A 19,097-nucleotide genomic window follows, 5' to 3' on the forward strand; every position below is an offset into this window, starting at 1 on the left:
GCGTTATCGTTGATGTTTTTCGCGAGCAAGCTCGCTCCTACACTGGCATCAGAGCCCGCCCCCCTCCCACATTTAAATGTGTGTGAGCCTGGCGGCCAGCGCCTTGGCCTGGATCGCCACATCCGTCACCGCCGTACTCTCCCACCACATCCCGCGCAGCGGCGGGCCCATGGCGAACAGCCGCCCACTCACCTGGCCCTGGGCATCCAGCACCGCGCCTGAAGTGTCCGCCGCAATCCCCAGCGCCAACGGCCCAGGCTGGACCAACCCACGCTTGAGCAATTGTTGCGGCAACGGCCGAGCTACGCGGCGCCAGTCGTATTCGATGCCGCTGGAGTTGATCAGCGCCGCGCCGGATACCGGGGTGAGGTTCTGCTCGCCACGATAACGCACGCCAATGGTTACGCCGCTGGCCGAAGGTTCCAGCCCCTTGAACGACGCGGCGTGAATCCGCAACCGCCCCTGCGCGTGCAACCGCTCCACCAACTGCGCACTCAACGGCGGCGAACGGTGGTGATGACTCTCCCACCACGGCCGCACATGCCGCACGAACTGACGCTTCTCGCGTTCGCTCGCCTGGCTCCACAACCGGGCGATATGCACCCGAACCGTGTCCAGGGGCGCCTGCCAATCCACGCCCTGATCGAGCGCCCTGCGGCATTGGCGCCGCACTTCACGCAACAGTTGCCGAGGGCTGCGCAGCGTGTGATCGGCACCGAGAAAATCGTCCCAGCCCGGCGGCTGGCGGCGCACATGGGGCAACAGGCCATGGCGCGAGAACACCTCGATCGGCCCGCGATGCCCTGCTTGTTCCAGGGAGACCACGGCATCCACCATGGTCAGCCCGGAGCCGATGATCAGCACGCTTGATTGCGGGTCGAGCCGGGTCATGGCCTGTACATCCCAGGGGTCCAGCGCCGCCGCGTTCACGCCGCTGGATTCGGTCTGCGGCGTACGCGCCGCCGGGAACATGCCGGTGGCCAATACGGCAAAGGCGCCCCGCAGGCGTTCGCCGTTATCCAGGGTCAACAGGACGCCGGCCGCGTCGATGTGCACGTCGACCGCCTCTGCACGGATATGCTCGACGGTGGATGCGGACAGCGCTCTGGCCTGCGCCAGGCGCTGCTGCGCGTACAGGCCAAAAATGCCCCGTGGCGGGAACAGTTCGCTGATGGGCACCGGCTGTTGCGCCGACTCCGGCCACCCTCCGGCGCCGATGTAGTCGGTGAGCCATTGGGTCAGGTCATCGGCATTGTCCGGGTCGACACTCATGCGCGCCGCATTGCCGTTCAGGGTGTGACCCAGTTCGACCGCACTGTAGGCCTCGCCGCGCCCCAGTTGCGCCCGCGGTTCGATCACCAGCAGGCGCCGCCTGCCCGGCAGGCGCAGCAGTTGCACCGCCAGCATCGTGCCGCTCAGGCCGCCGCCGATGATCAATACATCAGCGTTGCGGATCGATTCACTCATGCACCTTCGCCCTTACTGTTTGCCCAGATAAATGTCATGCAAGTCACCCCGTCCCAGCAGCTCGGCGGCGCTGCCACTCAACACCACTCGCCCAGTATCCAGCACGTAGCCCCGGGACGCATAGGTGAGCGCGACATTGATATTCTGTTCGGCGATCAAAAAGCTGACCTGTTGCTCGCGGTTGAGCTGCGCGATGATCGCGAAAATCTCCTGCACGATCATCGGCGCCAGGCCCATCGACGGCTCGTCGAGCAGCACCAGGGTCGGACGGGTCATCAACGCCCGGCCAATGGCGACCATTTGCTGCTCGCCACCGGAGGTCAGGCCGGCGCGGGTGTGACGCTTGGTCTTGAGCCTGGGGAACCAGGTGTAGATGCGCTCCAGATCCTCGGCCAGTTCCCGGCGGCTCAGGCGCCGTACAAAGCCGCCGCTGCGCAGGTTGTCTTCCACCGTGAGCTGGCCGAACACATGCCGGCCTTCGAGCACATGCACCATGCCCCGGCGTACCCGTTGGCTGGGCTCAACGCCCGCCAGGTTCAGGCCTGCGTAGTCGATCCGGCCACGGCTGACTTCGGCGCGCTCGGCCCGCACCAGCCCGGAAATGGCCTTGAGGGTGGTGCTTTTGCCCGCGCCATTGGCGCCGAGCAACGCAACGATTGCGCCCTTGGGCACACTCAGCGACACCCCGGCCACCGCCAGGATCGCCCCGTCATAGATCACTTCGATATCGTCGACCGTCAGCAGCGCCGGGCGCCCGGGCTCAGTGGCAGGCTGGCTCATGGTTTATTCATCCCCGCTGCAGGTGCGCGGCGTCAGGTGCTTTTCCTTGGCGAACGCGGCGGATTTTTCATCGATCAGCGGCCGCAACAACGCCCGGTCGGCGGCGATCCAGTCGCTGATCAGTGTCCAGTTGGCACCGTCCCACTGCTGCACTCGCGCCGAACCGCCGCCTTCATGGTCGCGGCACGACAGCTTGAGGTTTTGCATCAGGCCCAGGTAGCCCATGTCCTTGAGGCGCGCATCATCAATGTTCAGATGTTCGAGACCCCAGCGCCCCTCTTCGCCATTGAGCGGGCGCTTGCCAAACTTGGCCTGGGCCGTGCGAATCGCCTCCACGGCCACGGCGGCGTTCACCAGGCCCGAGTTGTAGTAGACGCTGCCGAAATTCTTCAGGTCCTTGAGGTCGCTGTGGCCCTTGTCGAGGACCGACTGTTTGAGACGCTTGTGGATCTCGAAGTCGCTGCCTGCCGGGTAGGGGGTGAGCGCCAGGTAGCCTTTGGCGGCAGCACCGGCCGGCAGCACGTCTTCGCTGGAACTGGCCCAGATATCGCCGATGATATGGTCCACCGGGAAGCCGAAGCGCGCCGCCGTCTTCACCGCCACCGGGGTGGACACGCCCCAGGTGCGCAGGAATACCCAGTCCGGATTGGCCTGGCGTACCTGGCGCCACTGCGCCGACTGCTCGTTGCCAGGGTCGGCCACCGGAATCTGGATATTCTCGAAGCCGTACTTGTCGGCGAGCAGCTTCAACGGGCCGAGGGTTTCGCGTCCGTAGGCCGAGTCGTGATAGACCGTGGCGATCTTCTTGCCCTTGAGTTTGTCGAAGCCGCCTTCGCGCTCGGCAATGTAGTTCACCAGGGTCGAGGCCTCGCTGTAGAAAGTCAGCATCACCGGGAAGTTGTAGGGAAACACCGTGCCGTCGGTGGCTTCGGTGCGACCGTAACCGAGGGTGATCAGCGGAATCTTGTCCACTTCCGCCCGTTCACTCAGTGCATAGGCGGCCGGCGCGCCGTTGGGCTGGTAGACCGCGACCGGCGCGCCATCCAGGCCATTTTTGAAGCGCTCGTAGCATTCGATGCCCTTCTCCGCGGTCCACTCGGTCTCGCACTCCTGCCAGACCAGCTTCACGCCATTGATGCCGCCCTCGACTTCATTGATATAGCGCAGGTAGTCGATCATCCCGGCCCACACCTGCACGCCGCTGGAGGCATAGGCGCCGACCCGGTAGGTCGCCAGGGGAATAAATTGCTGGTCGGGCGAGGCCACGACCTGGGGCACAGCACCGGCCAGGGCGACCAGCGCGAACGCGGTGCCGAGCAGGGAACGTTTCAAGGATGCAGGCATGGAAGTTCTCTTGAGCAAAGGTTAGAAACGCAGCGGCCACTGCCGCAGACGGTCACGCAGGGTGTGCAACAGGCGAATCAAGCCCTCGGGTTCCTTGATCAGGAACACGATGATCAACACGCCAAAAATGATTTTCTGCAGGTTCTGCAACTGCCCCGCATCGACCGATCCGCCGAACAGCGCCTGCCCGGCGTGGCTGAGCAGGATCGGCAGCAGGCTGATGAAGGCCGCACCCACGAAGTTGCCGGCAATGCTGCCCATGCCCCCGATAATGATGATGAACAGGATCTGGAATGAGCGGTTGATATCGAAGCTGCTGGCGCTGGCCGTGCCCAGGTAGGCGAACGCCCACAACGCACCGGCAATGCCTAAGTAGAACGAGCTGACCGCGAACGCCAGGCGCTTGTAGCGCGCCACCGGGATGCCGACCACGGCGGCGGCGGTGTCCATGTCGCGGATCGCCATCCAGTTGCGCCCGACCTGGCTGCGCACCAGGTTGACGGCGGTCCAGGTCAACAGCAGCACCGTGACCAGGGTCAGCCAGTAGCGGCCCAACGGCGTATTGAGGTCGTGACCCAACAGCGTCAGCTGCGGTGCGGAGAGGGTCCCGGACGAACCATAGTTATAGAACCAGGGGAACTTGACGAACAGCCACTCGAGAAAGAACTGCGCCGCCAACGTCGTGACCATCAGGTAGAAGCCCTTGATCCGCGAACTGGGCAGGCCGAACAACAGGCCCACCAAGGCGCTGATAATCCCGCCGCCCAGCAGCGCCACCGGCAAGCCCAGCTCGGGCAGGCGCAGCAAAAACCCGTAGGTGGCGAACGCGCCCACCGCCATGAAGCCCGCCGCGCCCACCGACGTTTGCCCGGTGTAGCCGGTCAGCAGGTTCAAGCCCAACCCGGCCAGGGACAGCACCAGAAAGGGGATCAGGATCGCATTGAGCCAATAGTCGTTGCTCCACAGCGGCACCACGACAAAGGCCAGGGCCAGCAGACCGAGCAGGCCCCAGGGAACGCGGCGCTGTACCAGCAAGAGCGGCGCGGTTTGAACAATGGGAATCGACATGGTTTCAGACTCGCTCGATGGCACGCTCGCCGAACAGGCCGGCGGGACGGATATACAGGAAGGCCAACGCCAATACATAGGCGAACCACGGCGTGATACCGCCGCCGATCAACGGGCCGATGTACACCTCGGCGAGGTTCTCGGCGGCACCGACGATCAGCCCGCCGACAATCGCCCCGCCTATCGAGGTGAAGCCGCCGATAATCAACACCGGCAAGGCCTTGAGCACCACCAGCGATAACGAGAACTGCACCCCCTGGCGCGCGCCCCACAACAGCCCGGCGACCAACCCGACGATGCCGGCCGCCGCCCAGACGATCTGCCAGATCCGATTGAGGTTGATGCCGATGGACAGCGCCGCCGTGGTGTCATCCGCCACCGCGCGCAGCGACACACCGATGCGGGTCTTGTTGAACAGCAGCGCGAGGATGCTCACCAGCACCACCGCAGCCGCCGCAGCGATCAGGTCGAACTGGCTGAGCATCAGCGGGCCGACAAACAGCGGCACGTCGTCGATGCCCAGGTCCAGCGCACGGACCTGCGAGCCCATCAGGCCCTGGGCCAGGCCTTCGATGATGAACGACAGGCCCAGCGTGGCCATGAACAGGGTGATCTGCGAGCGGTTCACCAGCGGGCGCAGGACCAGCCGCTCGATGAGCAAGGCGCCGACGCTCATCACCACCACCGTCAGCAGCAGCGCCAGGGCAAACGGCACGCCCTGGTCGTGCAGGCTGACGAAGGTCAGCGCGGCAAACAGCAGCATCGCGCCCTGGGCAAAATTGAACACGCCGCTGGCCTTGTAGATCAGCACGAAGCCGATGGCGACCAGCGAGTACAGGGTGCCGGCGAGCAAACCGCCAAGCAGGGTTTCGAAGAAAGAGATCATCAATGCACCGCTCCCAGATAGGCCGCGATCACGTCGGGGTTGGCCTGTACCTGGGCCGGCGTGCCGTCGCCGACTTTGCGCCCGTAGTCGAGCACCACCACATGGTCGGACAGGCCCATGACCACGCCCATGTCGTGTTCGATCAACACCACGGTGGTACCCAGGTCGCGATTCACGTCGGCGACGAAGCGCGCCATGTCCTGTTTCTCTTCGGCGTTCATGCCGGCCATGGGTTCGTCGAGCAGCAACAGGCTGGGCCCGGCGATCAGCGCACGGCCCAACTCCACGCGCTTTTGCAGGCCATAGGACAGGTTGCCCACCAGCACATCGCGATGGGCTTGCAGCTCAAGAAACTCAAGGATGCCCTGCCCGCGCAGGCGAAACGCCTCGGCTTCACGCCGCGCGCGGGGCAGGCCGAGGGCCTGTTCGATCAGGTGGGTGCGCATATGCCGCGACAGGCCGGTGAGGACGTTGTCGAGCACGCTCATTTTCTTGAACAGCGCATTGTTCTGGAACGTACGGCCGATGCCTCTGCGGGCGGCGCCCAGCGGGTCGATCCGCTGCAAGTGTTGCGCCTCGAACACAATCTCACCGGCATCGAAACGGTAGACACCGTTGAGCACATTGAGCAACGAACTCTTGCCCGCGCCGTTGGGGCCGATCAGCGCGCAGATCTCGCCGCGCTGCACCTCGAACGACAGCGCATTGATCGCCTTGACGCCCTTGAACGACAGCGAAATATCGCGCACCTGCAAAATGGCCTGGCTCATGCAATGTCCCGTTTTAATTCGGCCAGCCAGGTGGGCTCGGCGGTGGTTTTAAGCGGCTGCCAGATATAGCCCAGGCGCTGAAACCCGAGCAGTTTGCGCACACGGTTTTTCAGCAACCGGCGCAGACCGCCCTGTGGATGGGCGATGGCCCATTCACACAGGCGTCGGCGCCAGGTGCCGTGGGCGGCGAGGCGGCTTTCGATCTCGTCGGCCAGGTGCTGCAAACGCTCGGGTGACAGCAGCAGGCCGGTGGGGGCGACTTCGCTGCGGTCGCGTCGCGCCGAGGCCAGGGTCTCCGGAAACGCCAGGCCGTGGCCGCTGTTGAGCCATTGCTCCAGCACCACGGCGAGACCGCCTTGCCACTGGGTGCCCTCCTCGCTCCACAACACGGTTTCAGCGCCGGGCTGCCACCAGCGTTGCAGGCGTTGCGCCGGGTCGGACGGGCCGAGCAGTTGAGCGAAGTCCACGCGCTGGGTGAATGCCCAATCGGCTTGCCGACCCTGGACGCAGGCGTGGCTGGGATGGAGGCGCCAGAGCTGTTGCTCCAGGGCTGGCGGCTCCAGATTATCGGCCAGCGTCAGCACCTGCCCGCCCACGGATTGGGCGGCCAGCGCCAGCAACAGCAGGTTCGGCTCAAATGCGCCGCTGAGCGCCAGCCGCGACTGTTCGCTGAAGCCTTGCTGGCGCAAGCCATCAGTCGCGCGTTCGACGTCACGCAACACATCGATCCAGCGCCAGGCATGCCATTGGCCCTGGCGTTTGTGGCGCAGGGCGACCTGCAAGGGTGTGAGCTGCGCCCAGTGGTGCAGGCGTTCCAGGGCGGCTTTGGGTTCGGGCACGCTCATAGGGATGACTCCTATTGGATGTTTGAGCGTGCGGTGGTCCGCTGGCTGAAATGTTCAAAACGACACAGGGCAAATGTGGGAGGGGCTTGCCCCCGATGGCGGTGTGTCAGTTAAACCCCTGTTGACTGACCCACCGCTATCGGGAGCAAGCCCCCTCCCACAGGGGTTTTGTGTGAACCGGACAGGTCGCGGTAGCCGGCGCCAGGGTGATTGGCGCCCAATCTCGGGCCCTCGCCAAACAGCTTCTCGCGCAACGTGCCCTGGGCGTATTCGGTCTTGTACACGCCACGCTTCTGCAGCTCCGGCACCAGCCACTCCACGGCGTCGACAAAGGTCTCGTGGGTCAGCGCATACGCCAGGTTGAAGCCGTCCACATCGGTCTCTTCGACCCACTCCTGCAGCAGGTCCGCCACCGTCTGCGGGCCGCCGACAAACAGCGGGCCGAAGCCGCCGATGCCAACCCAGTTGGCCAGTTCATTCGGCGTCCAGACCTTGTCGGGATCGGCCGTGGAAAAGGCTTCCACCGCCGACTGGATGGCGTTGGTGTGCACATGCTTGAGCGGCTCGTCGGGTTTGAACTGGCTGAAATCGATACCGGTCCAGCCGGAGATCAGCGCCATCGCGCCTTCGTAGCTGACATAGGACTTATAGTCATCGAACTTGGCCTTGGCCTGCGCGTCGGTCTCGCCGACGATCACCGTCTGCAGGTTGAAAATCAGGATTTTGCGCGGATCGCGCCCCGCCTCGGCCGCACGCCGGCGAATATCGGCGACGGTCTTTTTCAGCAGCACCTTGGACGGCGCGGCCACGAACACGCACTCGGCCTGTTCGGCGGCGAATTGCTTGCCACGGCTGGAGGCGCCGGCCTGGTACAGCACCGGCGTGCGCTGCGGCGAGGGTTCGCACAGGTGGATGCCGGGCACCTGGAAGTGTTTGCCCTCATGACGAATCTCGTGGATCTTGCGCGGGTCGCTGAACACCCGGCGCTCGCGGTCGCGCACTACCGCACCCTCTTCCCAGCTGCCTTCCCAGAGTTTGTAGCAAACCTGCAGGTATTCCTCGGCATAGTCATAGCGTGCATCGTGTTCGGTCTGGGCTTTTTGCCCAAGGTTCCTGGCACCGCTTTCCAGATAGGAGGTGACAATGTTCCAACCGACCCGGCCCTTGGTCAGGTGGTCGAGGGTCGAGAGCCTGCGCGCGAACGGGTACGGATGCTCGAACGACAGCGACGCCGTCAGGCCGAACCCCAGGTGCTCGGTGACCAGGGCCATCGGTGCGATCAGCGACAGCGGATCATTGACCGGCACTTGCGTCGCCTGGCGGATCGCCGCGTCGCCATTGCCGTTGTAGACGTCGTAGATGCCCAGCACATCGGCGATGAACAGCCCGTCGAATTTGCCGCGCTCGAGGATCTTCGCCAGGTCCGTCCAGTATTCCAGGTCCTTGTACTGCCAGGAACGGTCCCGGGGGTGCGCCCACAAACCGGGCGACTGGTGGCCGACACAGTTCATGTCGAAGGCATTCAGGCGAATTTCGCGAGACATCAAAGCACTCCGTTGAGGTGGTAGTTGCCGACGATCCGGTATTTCACGCGCAGCGGGTCATCGAGCGGCGACGGCAGCGCGGTGCGGTGGCCGGTCAATTCGAACTGCGCATTGCTGGCGGCGATAAGGGCTTCGGCGGCGGCGATCTGTGCCTCGGTGACAGCCACCGGGCTCGGGTCGGTTTCGGCGCGCTCGAACAGGGCCGCAGCCACATCGACACGAATCTGTAAATCGCCGAAGCGGCTGATCACGTAAGGGTCGTCGCTGCGCTCGACAAAGCGGCGGGTGGTTTCCAGCAGTTGGCGTGCGTGGTTCAGTGTGTGGCTCAGTAAGGTCATCGGGTCAGCTTCCTCAGTTCCAGGCATGGCGTGCAGGCTTCACGCCGTTGAGCACGAAGTTGCCGATCAGGTGGTATTTCCAGCGCGCCGGGTCGTGCAAGGTGTGGGTGCGCGCGTTACGCCAGAAGCGGTCGAGGTTGTGCTTGCCGGTGACCGAGCGGGTGCCGGCCAGCTCGAAGAGTTTGCTGCTGGCGAGCAAGGCCGTTTCGGCGGACAGCACCTTGGCCTGGGCGACGATCAGCGAGGCGTTGGCGACGGTGTCTTCAGTCGGTTCGGCGAGGGCCAGGTCGACCGCCCTGCCCGCCTTGGCGAGAATCGCTTCGGTGCCGTGCACACGCCACGCCAGGTCGCCAATGGCGGCAATGGTGAATGGGTCTTGCCAGCCGTGATCCTGCTGGCTGTCGATCCAGGGCCGTGCCTGGCGGGCGTGAATCTTCGCCTGCTCCAGCGCGCCCAGCGCAATGCCGGTATCGACTGCGGCCTGGATAATCTGTGAGATCGGGCCGTCGGCGGTGGGTTGATCAAACGCCAGGTGTGCGGGGATGACCGCACTCAAGGGCACGCTCACACCGTCGAGGGTCACGCCACCACTGGCGGTGGTGCGTTGGCCGAAGCCGTCCCAGCTGTCAATCACCGTAAGGCCGGGCGCATCGCGTTCGATAAAGGCAATCAGCGCCTGCCCGTGCTCGTTGTTGCCGACGGTCGGCACGATGTGCGCAAACAACGCGCCGGTGCAGTAGAACTTCTCGCCGTCAACGCGGGCGAAGTCGCCGTCGACGCGGATCTGCGTGTCGAACGTGCCGGCGTTTTTGCTCTTGGCTTCGGAAAAGGCATTGCCGAAGCGATAGCCCGCCAGCACCTTGCCGAAGTAGTGGCGCTTCTGCTCCTCGGTGCCGGTTTGCAGGAGGATATCCACCACGCCGAGATGGTTCTGCGGAATCTGCCCCAGTGACGGGTCGGCGGCGGAGATCAGCTTGATCACCTCGGCCACGGTCACATACGAAACCTCGGCGCCGCCGTAGGCTTTAGGAATGGTGATGCCCCACAGGCCGCTGGCAGAGAACTCGTCGAGTTCCGCCACCGGCAGGCGCCGCTCACGGTCGCGCTCGCTGGCCTCCAGGGCAAACCGCGCCGCCAGCCGCGTGGCGACCTCGATGGCTTCCGCGTCCGAGCGGATGATATGGGCTGAATGTTGAGGGTGGGCTGACATGGGCCGACTCCAGGCTCCGAATGAATAACGGAGCCTTTGCAGGAGTCGTGCCGTTTATAAATCACCATAAAAATCAACAGGCTGTAGAAACAAGCGCTGTTTTTCGCGATCTCCGGGCAGCAAAATGTTCAATTGCTGTTGCGCTACCAACAGCTGAACCGAGCGGCGTTTTTATGGAAAGCCTGCAACACGCCGCGTCAGATGGTCTGGCTACCAGCGCCAAGTGGCCTGACCTCATACTTGCCCTCGACCACGCTATTGACAGCATGCTCCACCTCAGCCCTCGCCTGTGCTGCGCGCTCAGGGTTATTGGCTTCCCAGCGTTCAATATTTCGCCGCCCGAATTGATCGATAAAGGCGTTCTTCCTGTCGGCCATGATCGTGGTCATTTGTTGTGTGTCGACATTGTGTTCCGGGCTCTTGTCGCGGTACGGGAAGTCCTGACCGCCCGCCACCCAGTTTTCGGTAAAAAATTGCTGGAGTGCGGGCTCGGGCAATACCGATAATCTATAGGCGACTTCAAGAGCAGGCCCGAGCGCCTTTTCGTGGCTCTGGATATTTTTGGCCTCATAGATATCGTTTTCGGTCTTGACCATATCCTTGATGGTGGAAAGAAGCGGCCTGCTGCGCGGGATGGTGCTGATGCCCGTCAGCGAGGGCGGAAAATCGCTGGAGAAGGTGGAATCCTTACGCTCGAACAAGCTGGTCGATTGCAACGGATTTTCCGGGCGCGCGCCCTGGGTTGCACGTTCAAAGCTCTCCGCCTTGGAAAGCCCGCCAAATCCCAACGTCCCGCTCCCGCCAAAATCAACGGTCATACCCCTGTATTGGTCTTTGGCCGTGTCGGGTTGAAAATAACCAAAATTGCAAAATGAAAAATTCAGGTAATCCCAGTTATTAATCAACCGCGAGGCAAAGTAGTGCTGCTGCTGTTCCTGCTTGAGTTCTGGCGGCAACAAGTCATTGAGTTTTTCCAGCACCGAAAACTTGATCAGGTTTTCAGCCTTTACTTTATCCAGCACGCCCGGCGCCTGCCGATGCTGGCCGTCAGGAAAAGCTTGATAAATATCTTCAAGACGGCTGTCCGCTTTGTTATAGGACTGAACGAGCGCATGATAAGAATCGATGACTTTCTTGACGGCTGGCGCGCTGACGAGCGACTTTTCACCTTCGGCCTTGAGTAACTCTGGCATCACCTTGGTATCTAACAGGAATGTACCGAGGTCCTTGAAGCTCGGCTCGACCTTGGACGCAACACACGCAAATTTTGACAAGTCCGCATTCGCGGAAAAGTCCCCTCTGGTGGCTTTATTAAAGTCAAAAAAACCTTCACAACCATTGCAAAGCATCATCTTGGGCGCGCCCAAGCCGGTCATCGAGAACAGATTACCCATTACCACTTCTTCAGCGGCGACGTAATTGGTGTAGTAAGGGTTTTTTACGCGATATAGCTCATTATCATGTTCGATAAACTGGGCATCACGCGTGAATAAAATCCCATTACTGCTGCGCTCCACGGGCACTCCACCCGAGAGGTTGACGGGCGCCTTCGGCATCGTCCCGCGAGCGCGCTCTGTATCGGTGTTGGTTGTTGATGTACTCGAAGGCGCGGTCGTCGAGGTATAAGGAACCAATGACGGTGACGTGGAAGAAACTAACATAGCCATGACCTCTGCATAAAATAGACACACTCTAACGATCGCTTCACCCACTCAAAGTCGGCGAAGGGGATTCCAATATCAGCACAGCATTCAATTACTGACCCGACCCATGCTGTATTTACTTTTTCAAGGTTGCTTCCATGGATTGGAAACATAGGTAACAGGAATCCCTTCAAACTGCTTTTTATTCGAAGCCGAATTAAACGACACCCAAAGTCCCGAGCGCGTTTTAGGCATCATCTCCAACACCTTGCCCTTGATAGTGCCGCTGCCAAACGCCTTGTCCTCCAGCACGTCAATAATTTTATCCAGTGCAATACTGCCGGCGTCGGCCTCACCTGCCGGAAGCCGCTGATTCACCCGCACATGAATATGCAGGCCGGCGGTTGAGTCTCCGTAGATCGGGCTGTGCAAATATATTTGCACAGTGTCCTTGCCCGGCTGATAACCGTAAACCTGCTCGATGGAACGCATGCTCACTTCCTTAAAGGATTTAAGCAGGCCAAGGTGTTCTTTTTTCACGTCGATGGGATTCACCAAAAACGTGCGGTTTGTACGTCTTTCATATTCGCCTACACGTTCGCGCACATTCACACCCTCACCGGTATTCATGGGATTTTTGAAAATCTCTTGAAACGCCTGGCGATGTTCAAACAGATCAGGTGGTATCCAGTATCCCACCAGCGCAAAGCCGCCGGTATCACGAGTGCGGGCGCTCAAGTTCAAGGGCTCTGGAAAAATCTCGGGATATTTTTCTATGTATCGCGTATTGGGCATCAATACGATGCCGCCCTGCGAAGTGAACGGCGTTACTGGAAACTGCTCGGGGTGTTGCCGGAAAGCGAGGAACTTTTTGTCGTCAGCCTGCGTAAAAAAATTGTAGATGAAATCAGGCAGCACCTGATTGTGCGTATAGCGAGCGATGCGTGTTTCCAAGCCGGCCTCGGAGACGAGCCCTACTTGAGGCATGTTGTATTTATCGGCGGATTTTTTTGAGCACAATGGGGCTCGGGCCAGGGCGGTTCTATCAACGGGAGGGAGATTGACGCCTTTATCCTCGCGGTAGTTGCGATACCGTAAAGGTGTGGCGAACGTGGCCCGTTTCTTTTCTTCTGCGCCGACCACATGCTCAGCCTCCCAGCTACGCCAGTGTGGCGGGCACTCACTGTTGGACTTGACCGGACTGGCGTGCGTATTGATTAATGACGCATCATTATCTAACGGCGAAGGCGGTCTGGTCATACCAAGTGGGCTTACAGCCATGGGCATCTCCCCTTATTCCAGTGTTCTCCATTTGGAGAACTCGGGAAAAAAGTAATGCACCCAACTTGGGACGTCGCGATGACTAATCCGAGAATCGCGACAGAACTTTCGGTGTTGCTTCAAATCACCACATTGCGAACAAACCGAACAGCCCCGACGCCATCATTGCAATAGACGTGGGTTTGATCGCTGGAAAACATAAAGAACTCACCCGCCGCTATGTGTTTGTTCGTGCCATCCAGCGTCAGGGTCAAACAGCCTTCGAACACAAAGACCTGCACGCTCCAGCCTTGCGGATCAGGTTCAGGACGATAGCGATCACCCGGTTCCAGGCGCATCTCCCATAGTTCGACTTCACGCCGCGCCGTGGCCTTGGCCAGCAACACGGCTTTGCTGCCGGGGATATCACCCGCCCAGGCCAGTTCGTTGATGCGACTGTGGTCGCCGGCGTCCGGCGCCTGGATCAAATCGCTGAACGCCACCTCCAGCGCTTCGGCCACACGGTCCAGGGTGGACAGGCTGACGTTCTTTTCGCCGGCCTCGATGGCCACCAGCATGCGCCGACTGACCCCGGATTTTTCCGCAAGCGCGGTCTGGCTCAGGTCGGCGGCATGGCGCAGGCGCCGAACGTTCTGGCTGACGTGTTGCAGGACCGAAGCCCGGTGTGGATTTTCTTTGTGCACTATATTGCTCAATGGGTAGGTGTGCGCAGTATACTGCCCAGCGTGCGGCGCATTGTGCGGTCCGTGCCTTTCCCTTGCAAGACCGAGCCGCCATGACTGCCCCGAACTCCCCTTCGCGTTTCAATCGCTTCAGCAAAGCCGAATGCATCCTGGTGGTCATCACCATGATCTGGGGCGGCACCTTCTTGCTGGTGCAGCATGCCATGAGCGTCAGCGGGCCGATGTTTTTCGTGGGCCTGCGCTTTGCGGCCGCGGCCATTGTGGTCGGCTTTTTCACCGTGCACACCTTGCGCGAACTGACCCTGCTGGAAGTGAAGGCCGGGGTCTTCATCGGCATGTCGATCATGTTTGGCTACGGCTTGCAGACCATCGGCCTGCAGAGCATTCCGAGCAGCCAATCGGCGTTTATCACCGCCTTGTATGTGCCGTGCGTACCGTTATTGCAGTGGCTGGTACTGGGACGGCGCCCGGCGCTGATGCCGAGTATTGGCATCATGCTGGCGTTTACCGGCTTGATGCTTTTGACCGGGCCGGCGGGCGCTTCTTTCAATTTCAGCCCCGGTGAAATCGCCACGCTGATCTGCGCCATGGCAGTCGCCGCCGAGATCATCCTGATCAGCGCCTACGCCGGCCAGGTGGATGTGCGCCGCGTCACAGTGGTGCAACTGGCTACGGCGTCGATGTTGTCGTTCCTGATGGTGGTGCCGATGGGCGAGGCACTGCCCGGGTTTTCGTGGTTGCTGCTGTTCAGCGCGGTGGGTTTGGGCTTGACCAGTGCGGTGATCCAGGTGGCGATGAACTGGGCGCAGCAGAGTGTATCGCCGACCCGCGCCACCTTGATCTATGCCGGCGAGCCGGTGTGGGCCGGCGTGGTCGGGCGGATTGCCGGCGAGCGCTTCCCGCCGATCGCGGTGGCAGGCGCGGCGTTGATTGTGGTGGCGGTGATTGTGAGTGAGTTGAAGACACGCGGACAAAAAGCCGTCGAGTTGCGCGATGAAAGGGAACAGGAACAGCAAGGGTAGGGTCCGAATGTAGCGGTGGCTTGATCGTTCCCACGCTCTGCGTGGGAATGCAGCCCCGGACGCTCCGCGTCCAAGCTCGCAACTTGAGCCCTGCGCCATGGTGACGCAGAGCGTCACAGGAAGCATTCCCACGCAGAGCGTGGGAACGATCTAATGCCAAATGAGCAATTTCAGCCTACCTTGTAGGATCCTGCCACATCTTGCCGTTTGGTGATCGCGAAAGCGGCACGTATGATGCATCCCAAACTCCCGCAGATTAGAAGCCTATGTCCCTGATAGTTCTACTGCTTCTGCCATTCATTGGCAGCTGTCTGGCGGCCTTGCTGCCGCACAACGCACGTAATAGCGAATCCCTGCTGGCCGGCCTGGTGGCTCTGGTCGGCACCGTTCAAGTCGCCCTGCTCTACCCCCAGATCGCCCACGGTGGCGTCATCCGTGAAGAGTTCATGTGGCTGCCCAGCCTCGGCCTGAACTTCGTGCTGCGCCTGGATGGCTTCGCCTGGCTGTTCTCGATGCTGGTGCTGGGTATCGGTACGCTGGTGGCGTTGTATGCGCGTTACTACATGTCGCCGGACGATCCGGTGCCGCGGTTCTTCGCGTTTTTCCTGGCCTTCATGGGCGCCATGCTCGGGCTGGTGATTTCCGGCAACCTGATTCAGATCGTGTTTTTCTGGGAACTGACCAGCCTGTTTTCCTTCCTGTTGATCGGTTACTGGCACCACCGCGCCGATGCGCGACGGGGTGCGTACATGGCGCTGATGGTCACCGGCGCAGGGGGTTTGTGCCTGCTGGCCGGGGTGATGCTGCTGGGGCACATCGTCGGCAGCTATGACCTGGACCAGGTGCTGGTGGCGGGCGATCAGATTCGCGCGCATTCGCTGTACCCGGTCATGCTGGCCCTGGTGCTGATCGGCGCCCTGAGCAAAAGCGCACAGTTCCCCTTCCACTTCTGGCTGCCCCACGCCATGGCCGCGCCGACACCGGTTTCGGCCTACCTGCACTCGGCGACGATGGTGAAGGCCGGCGTGTTCCTGCTGGCCCGCCTGTGGCCGTCGCTGTCCGGCAGCGAAGAGTGGTTCTGGATCGTCGGCGGTGCCGGCGCGCTCACCCTCCTCCTCGGCGCCTACTGCGCCATGTTCCAGAACGATCTCAAGGGCCTGCTGGCCTACTCCACCATCAGTCACCTCGGGCTGATCACCCTGCTGCTGGGCCTCAACAGCCCGCTGGCCGCCGTCGCGGCAGTGTTCCATATCCTCAACCACGCCACCTTCAAGGCCTCGCTGTTCATGGCGGCGGGCATTATCGACCACGAAAGCGGCACGCGGGACATCCGCAAGCTCAGTGGGCTGGTGCGCCTGATCCCGTTCACCGCGACCCTGGCGATGGTGGCCAGTGCCTCGATGGCCGGCGTGCCGTTGCTCAATGGCTTCCTGTCCAAAGAGATGTTCTTCGCCGAAACCGTATTCATCTCGTCGACAAAATGGGTGGAAGTCATGCTGCCCGTGATCGCGACCATCGCCGGCACGTTCAGCGTGGCCTATGCGTTGCGGTTCACCGTGGACGTGTTCTTCGGCCCACCGGCCACCGACCTGCCGCACACCCCCCACGAACCGCCACGCTGGATGCGCGCACCGGTTGAACTGCTGGTGTTCGCCTGCCTGCTGGTGGGTATCTTCCCGGCGCAGATGGTCGGCTCGATCCTGGCCGCCGCCGCCTTGCCGGTGGTGGGCGGCGCGCTGCCTGAATACAGCCTGGCGATCTGGCACGGCTGGAACGCGCCGATGATCATGAGCCTGGTGGCGATGTCCGGCGGTGTGGTGCTGTACCTGATGCTGCGCAAGCAACTCAAGCGTGGCCGTTTCACCTACCCGCCGCTGATTGGCTACTTCAACGGCAAGCGCGGCTTCGAGCGTTGCCTGGTGGTGATGATGCGCGGGGTGCGCAAGATCGAAAAACGCATCAGCACCAAGCGCCTGCAAACCCAATTGTTCCTGCTGGTGACCGTGGCGGTGATCGGCGCCCTGATCCCGATGCTCAACAGTGGCCTGACCTGGGGTGACCGGCCGAAGATCCCCGGCTCCATCGTGTTCGTCACCCTGTGGGTGCTGGCGATTGCCTGCGCGCTGGGCGCCGCCTGGCAAGCCAAGTATCACCGGCTGGCAGCCCTGACCATGGTCAGCGTGTGCGGCCTGATGACGTGCATTACCTTCGTGTGGTTCTCGGCGCCGGACCTGGCCCTGACGCAACTGGTGGTGGAAGTGGTCACCACCGTGTTGATCCTGCTCGGCCTGCGCTGGCTGCCACGGCGGATCGAAGAGGTGTCGCCACTGCCCAACACGCTGCGCAAGGCGCGGATTCGCCGGGTGCGCGACTTCCTGCTGTCCACCGTGGTGGGTGGCGGCATGGCGCTGTTGTCCTACGCGATGCTGACGCGCCAGACCCCCAACGATATCTCCTCGTTCTACCTCAGTCGCGCCCTGCCCGAGGGCGGCGGCAGCAATGTGGTGAACGTGATGCTGGTGGACTTCCGCGGCTTCGATACCCTTGGCGAAATCACCGTGCTCGGCGCCGTGGCGCTGACCGTGTATGCCCTGCTGCGGCGCTTCCGCCCGTCGAAAGAAAGCATGGAACTGCCGCCGCAACAGCGCCAGCTGGCGCCGGACGTGGCCACCGACCTGGTCAACCCGCGCCAGGCCAGCGACACCGCCCTGGGCTTCATGATGGTGCCGGCGGTGCTGGTGCGCCTGCTGTTGCCGATCGCGATGGTGGTGTCGTTCTACCTGTTCATGCGCGGCCATAACCAGCCGGGCGGCGGTTTTGTCGCCGGGTTGGTGATGTCGGTGGCGTTTATCCTGCAATACATGGTGGCCGGCACGCAGTGGGTCGAGGCGCAGATGAGCCTGCGGCCGATGCGCTGGATGGGCTTCGGCCTGTTGGCGGCGACGCTCACCGGGCTCGGCGCGTTGTTTGCCGGCTACCCGTTCCTCACCACCCATACCTGGCATTTGAGCTTGCCGGTGCTGGGCGATATCCATGTGGCCAGCGCGCTGTTCTTCGACGTCGGCGTCTACGCCATGGTCGTCGGCTCGACCCTGCTGATGCTCACCGCCCTCGGCCACCAGTCGGTGCGCGCGCATAAACCGAGCAACCAGCCCAAAGCCGTCGTCAACCCACAAGGAGCTGCCGCCTGATGGAAGAAGTCATTGCAATTGCCATTGGGGTCCTGGCGGCCTCCGGCGTCTGGTTGATCCTGCGCCCACGGACGTTCCAGGTGGTGATGGGCCTGTGCCTGTTGTCATACGGGGTCAACCTGTTCATTTTCAGCATGGGCAGCCTGTTTATCGGCAAGGAGCCGATCATCAAGGACGGCGTGCCGCAAGACCTGCTCAACTACACCGATCCCCTGCCCCAGGCGCTGGTGCTCACGGCCATCGTGATCAGCTTCGCCATGACCGCGCTGTTCCTGGTGGTGCTGCTGGCCTCCCGCGGCCTGACCGGTACTGACCATGTGGACGGCCGGGAGCCCAAGGAATGAATTGGGTCAACCAACTGATCGTTGCGCCGATCCTGCTGCCGTTACTGACCGCAGCGCTGATGCTGATGCTCGGCGAGAAACGCCGCCCGCTCAAAGCCAGGATCAATCTGTTCTCCAGCATCATCGGCCTGGGCATCGCCGTATTGCTGCTGTACTGGACACAACAAGGCGGCCCCGGCTCGATCGGCGTGTACCTGCCGGGCAACTGGCAAGTGCCGTTCGGTATCGTGCTGGTGGTGGATCAACTGTCGGCGCTGATGCTGGTGCTGACCGGGATCATCGGCGTCAGCGCGCTGTTGTTCGCGATGGCCCGCTGGGACCGTGCCGGCACCAGTTTCCATGCGCTGTTCCAGGTGCAGATGATGGGCCTGTACGGTGCCTTCCTCACCGCCGACCTGTTCAATCTGTTCGTGTTCTTCGAGGTGTTGCTGGCGGCCTCCTACGGCCTGATGCTGCACGGTTCCGGCCGCGCCCGAGTGTCGTCGGGGCTGCATTACATCGCGATCAACCTGCTGGCGTCGTCGCTGTTTTTGATTGGCGCGGCGATGATCTATGGGGTGACCGGCACGCTGAACTTCGCTGACCTGGCACTGAAAATCCCGCTGGTGCCGGAGGCCGATCGCGGCCTGCTGCACGCCGGCGCGGCGATCCTGGCCACCGCGTTCCTGGCCAAGGCCGGCA

At 62.1% G+C, this 19,097-nt stretch carries 17 protein-coding genes; 4 read left to right on the forward strand and 13 right to left on the reverse strand.

What is annotated here, in order from left to right:
- Positions 1-72 precede the first annotated feature (72 nt).
- The 13 genes from BFP96_RS09105 to BFP96_RS09165 all read right to left on the reverse strand — a co-directional run bounded on the left by BFP96_RS09105 (position 73) and on the right by BFP96_RS09165 (position 13,859).
- Complete coding sequence (locus BFP96_RS09105) at positions 73-1,467, reverse strand: FAD/NAD(P)-binding protein (protein WP_065936056.1); 1,395 nt, start codon at positions 1,465-1,467, stop codon at positions 73-75.
- 12 nt (positions 1,468-1,479) lie between these two features.
- Positions 1,480-2,247 carry an ABC transporter ATP-binding protein gene (locus tag BFP96_RS09110; protein WP_065897533.1) on the reverse strand — a complete coding sequence of 256 codons (768 nt, stop codon included), beginning with the start codon at positions 2,245-2,247 and terminating at the stop codon, positions 1,480-1,482.
- A gap of 3 nt (positions 2,248-2,250) precedes the next feature.
- Entirely contained in the window at positions 2,251-3,591 is a 1,341-nt protein-coding gene (locus BFP96_RS09115; RefSeq protein WP_065897531.1) for an ABC transporter substrate-binding protein, read from the reverse strand.
- 21 nt (positions 3,592-3,612) lie between these two features.
- Positions 3,613-4,659 (reverse strand): branched-chain amino acid ABC transporter permease, encoded by a 1,047-nt coding sequence (locus BFP96_RS09120; protein ID WP_065936057.1) that lies wholly within the window; start codon positions 4,657-4,659, stop codon positions 3,613-3,615.
- A 4-nt stretch (positions 4,660-4,663) separates the two neighbouring features.
- Complete coding sequence (locus BFP96_RS09125; protein ID WP_065884925.1) at positions 4,664-5,545, reverse strand: branched-chain amino acid ABC transporter permease; 882 nt, start codon at positions 5,543-5,545, stop codon at positions 4,664-4,666.
- Positions 5,545-6,315: an ABC transporter ATP-binding protein gene (locus BFP96_RS09130; RefSeq protein ID WP_065897528.1), complete on the reverse strand. Its 771-nt coding sequence runs from the start codon at positions 6,313-6,315 to the stop codon at positions 5,545-5,547. The genes BFP96_RS09125 and BFP96_RS09130 overlap by 1 nt, the downstream gene beginning before the upstream one ends.
- Entirely contained in the window at positions 6,312-7,160 is an 849-nt protein-coding gene (locus BFP96_RS09135) for an acyl-CoA synthetase (RefSeq protein WP_065936058.1), read from the reverse strand. Before BFP96_RS09135 ends, BFP96_RS09130 begins: the two co-directional genes overlap by 4 nt.
- A 110-nt stretch (positions 7,161-7,270) precedes the next feature.
- Entirely contained in the window at positions 7,271-8,704 is a 1,434-nt protein-coding gene (locus BFP96_RS09140) for an LLM class flavin-dependent oxidoreductase (RefSeq protein ID WP_065894915.1), read from the reverse strand.
- Positions 8,704-9,042 carry an acyl-CoA dehydrogenase gene (locus BFP96_RS09145; RefSeq protein ID WP_065936059.1) on the reverse strand — a complete coding sequence of 113 codons (339 nt, stop codon included), beginning with the start codon at positions 9,040-9,042 and terminating at the stop codon, positions 8,704-8,706. The genes BFP96_RS09140 and BFP96_RS09145 overlap by 1 nt, the downstream gene beginning before the upstream one ends.
- Before the next feature lie 13 nt (positions 9,043-9,055).
- On the reverse strand, positions 9,056-10,252 hold the full coding sequence (locus tag BFP96_RS09150; RefSeq protein ID WP_065894913.1) for an SfnB family sulfur acquisition oxidoreductase: 1,197 nt from the start codon (positions 10,250-10,252) through the stop codon (positions 9,056-9,058).
- A 197-nt stretch (positions 10,253-10,449) separates the two neighbouring features.
- Positions 10,450-11,913, reverse strand: coding sequence for a hypothetical protein (locus BFP96_RS09155; RefSeq protein ID WP_130138250.1), 1,464 nt, complete (start codon positions 11,911-11,913; stop codon positions 10,450-10,452).
- Between the two features lie 126 nt (positions 11,914-12,039).
- Complete coding sequence (locus tag BFP96_RS09160) at positions 12,040-13,176, reverse strand: hypothetical protein (RefSeq protein ID WP_128876386.1); 1,137 nt, start codon at positions 13,174-13,176, stop codon at positions 12,040-12,042.
- Between the two features lie 119 nt (positions 13,177-13,295).
- Entirely contained in the window at positions 13,296-13,859 is a 564-nt protein-coding gene (locus tag BFP96_RS09165; RefSeq protein ID WP_065894909.1) for a helix-turn-helix domain-containing protein, read from the reverse strand.
- A gap of 92 nt (positions 13,860-13,951) precedes the next feature.
- Here BFP96_RS09165 and BFP96_RS09170 point away from each other — a divergent pair, with 92 nt between their 5' ends.
- The 4 genes from BFP96_RS09170 to BFP96_RS09185 form a co-directional block, all read left to right on the forward strand.
- Positions 13,952-14,881 carry a DMT family transporter gene (locus BFP96_RS09170; RefSeq protein ID WP_065936062.1) on the forward strand — a complete coding sequence of 310 codons (930 nt, stop codon included), beginning with the start codon at positions 13,952-13,954 and terminating at the stop codon, positions 14,879-14,881.
- 266 nt (positions 14,882-15,147) lie between these two features.
- On the forward strand, positions 15,148-18,072 hold the full coding sequence (locus tag BFP96_RS09175) for a monovalent cation/H+ antiporter subunit A (RefSeq protein WP_065936063.1): 2,925 nt from the start codon (positions 15,148-15,150) through the stop codon (positions 18,070-18,072).
- Complete coding sequence (locus BFP96_RS09180; protein ID WP_003192163.1) at positions 18,072-18,416, forward strand: Na+/H+ antiporter subunit C; 345 nt, start codon at positions 18,072-18,074, stop codon at positions 18,414-18,416. Before BFP96_RS09175 ends, BFP96_RS09180 begins: the two co-directional genes overlap by 1 nt.
- Positions 18,413-19,097, forward strand: a 685-nt coding sequence (locus tag BFP96_RS09185; protein ID WP_305885256.1) for a proton-conducting transporter transmembrane domain-containing protein, incomplete at its 3' end; no start/stop codon positions are given. The genes BFP96_RS09180 and BFP96_RS09185, both read left to right, overlap by 4 nt.

Source organism: Pseudomonas sp. 34 E 7 (assembly GCF_900005715.1).
Taxonomy (GTDB): Bacteria; Pseudomonadota; Gammaproteobacteria; order Pseudomonadales; family Pseudomonadaceae; genus Aquipseudomonas; species Aquipseudomonas orientalis_A.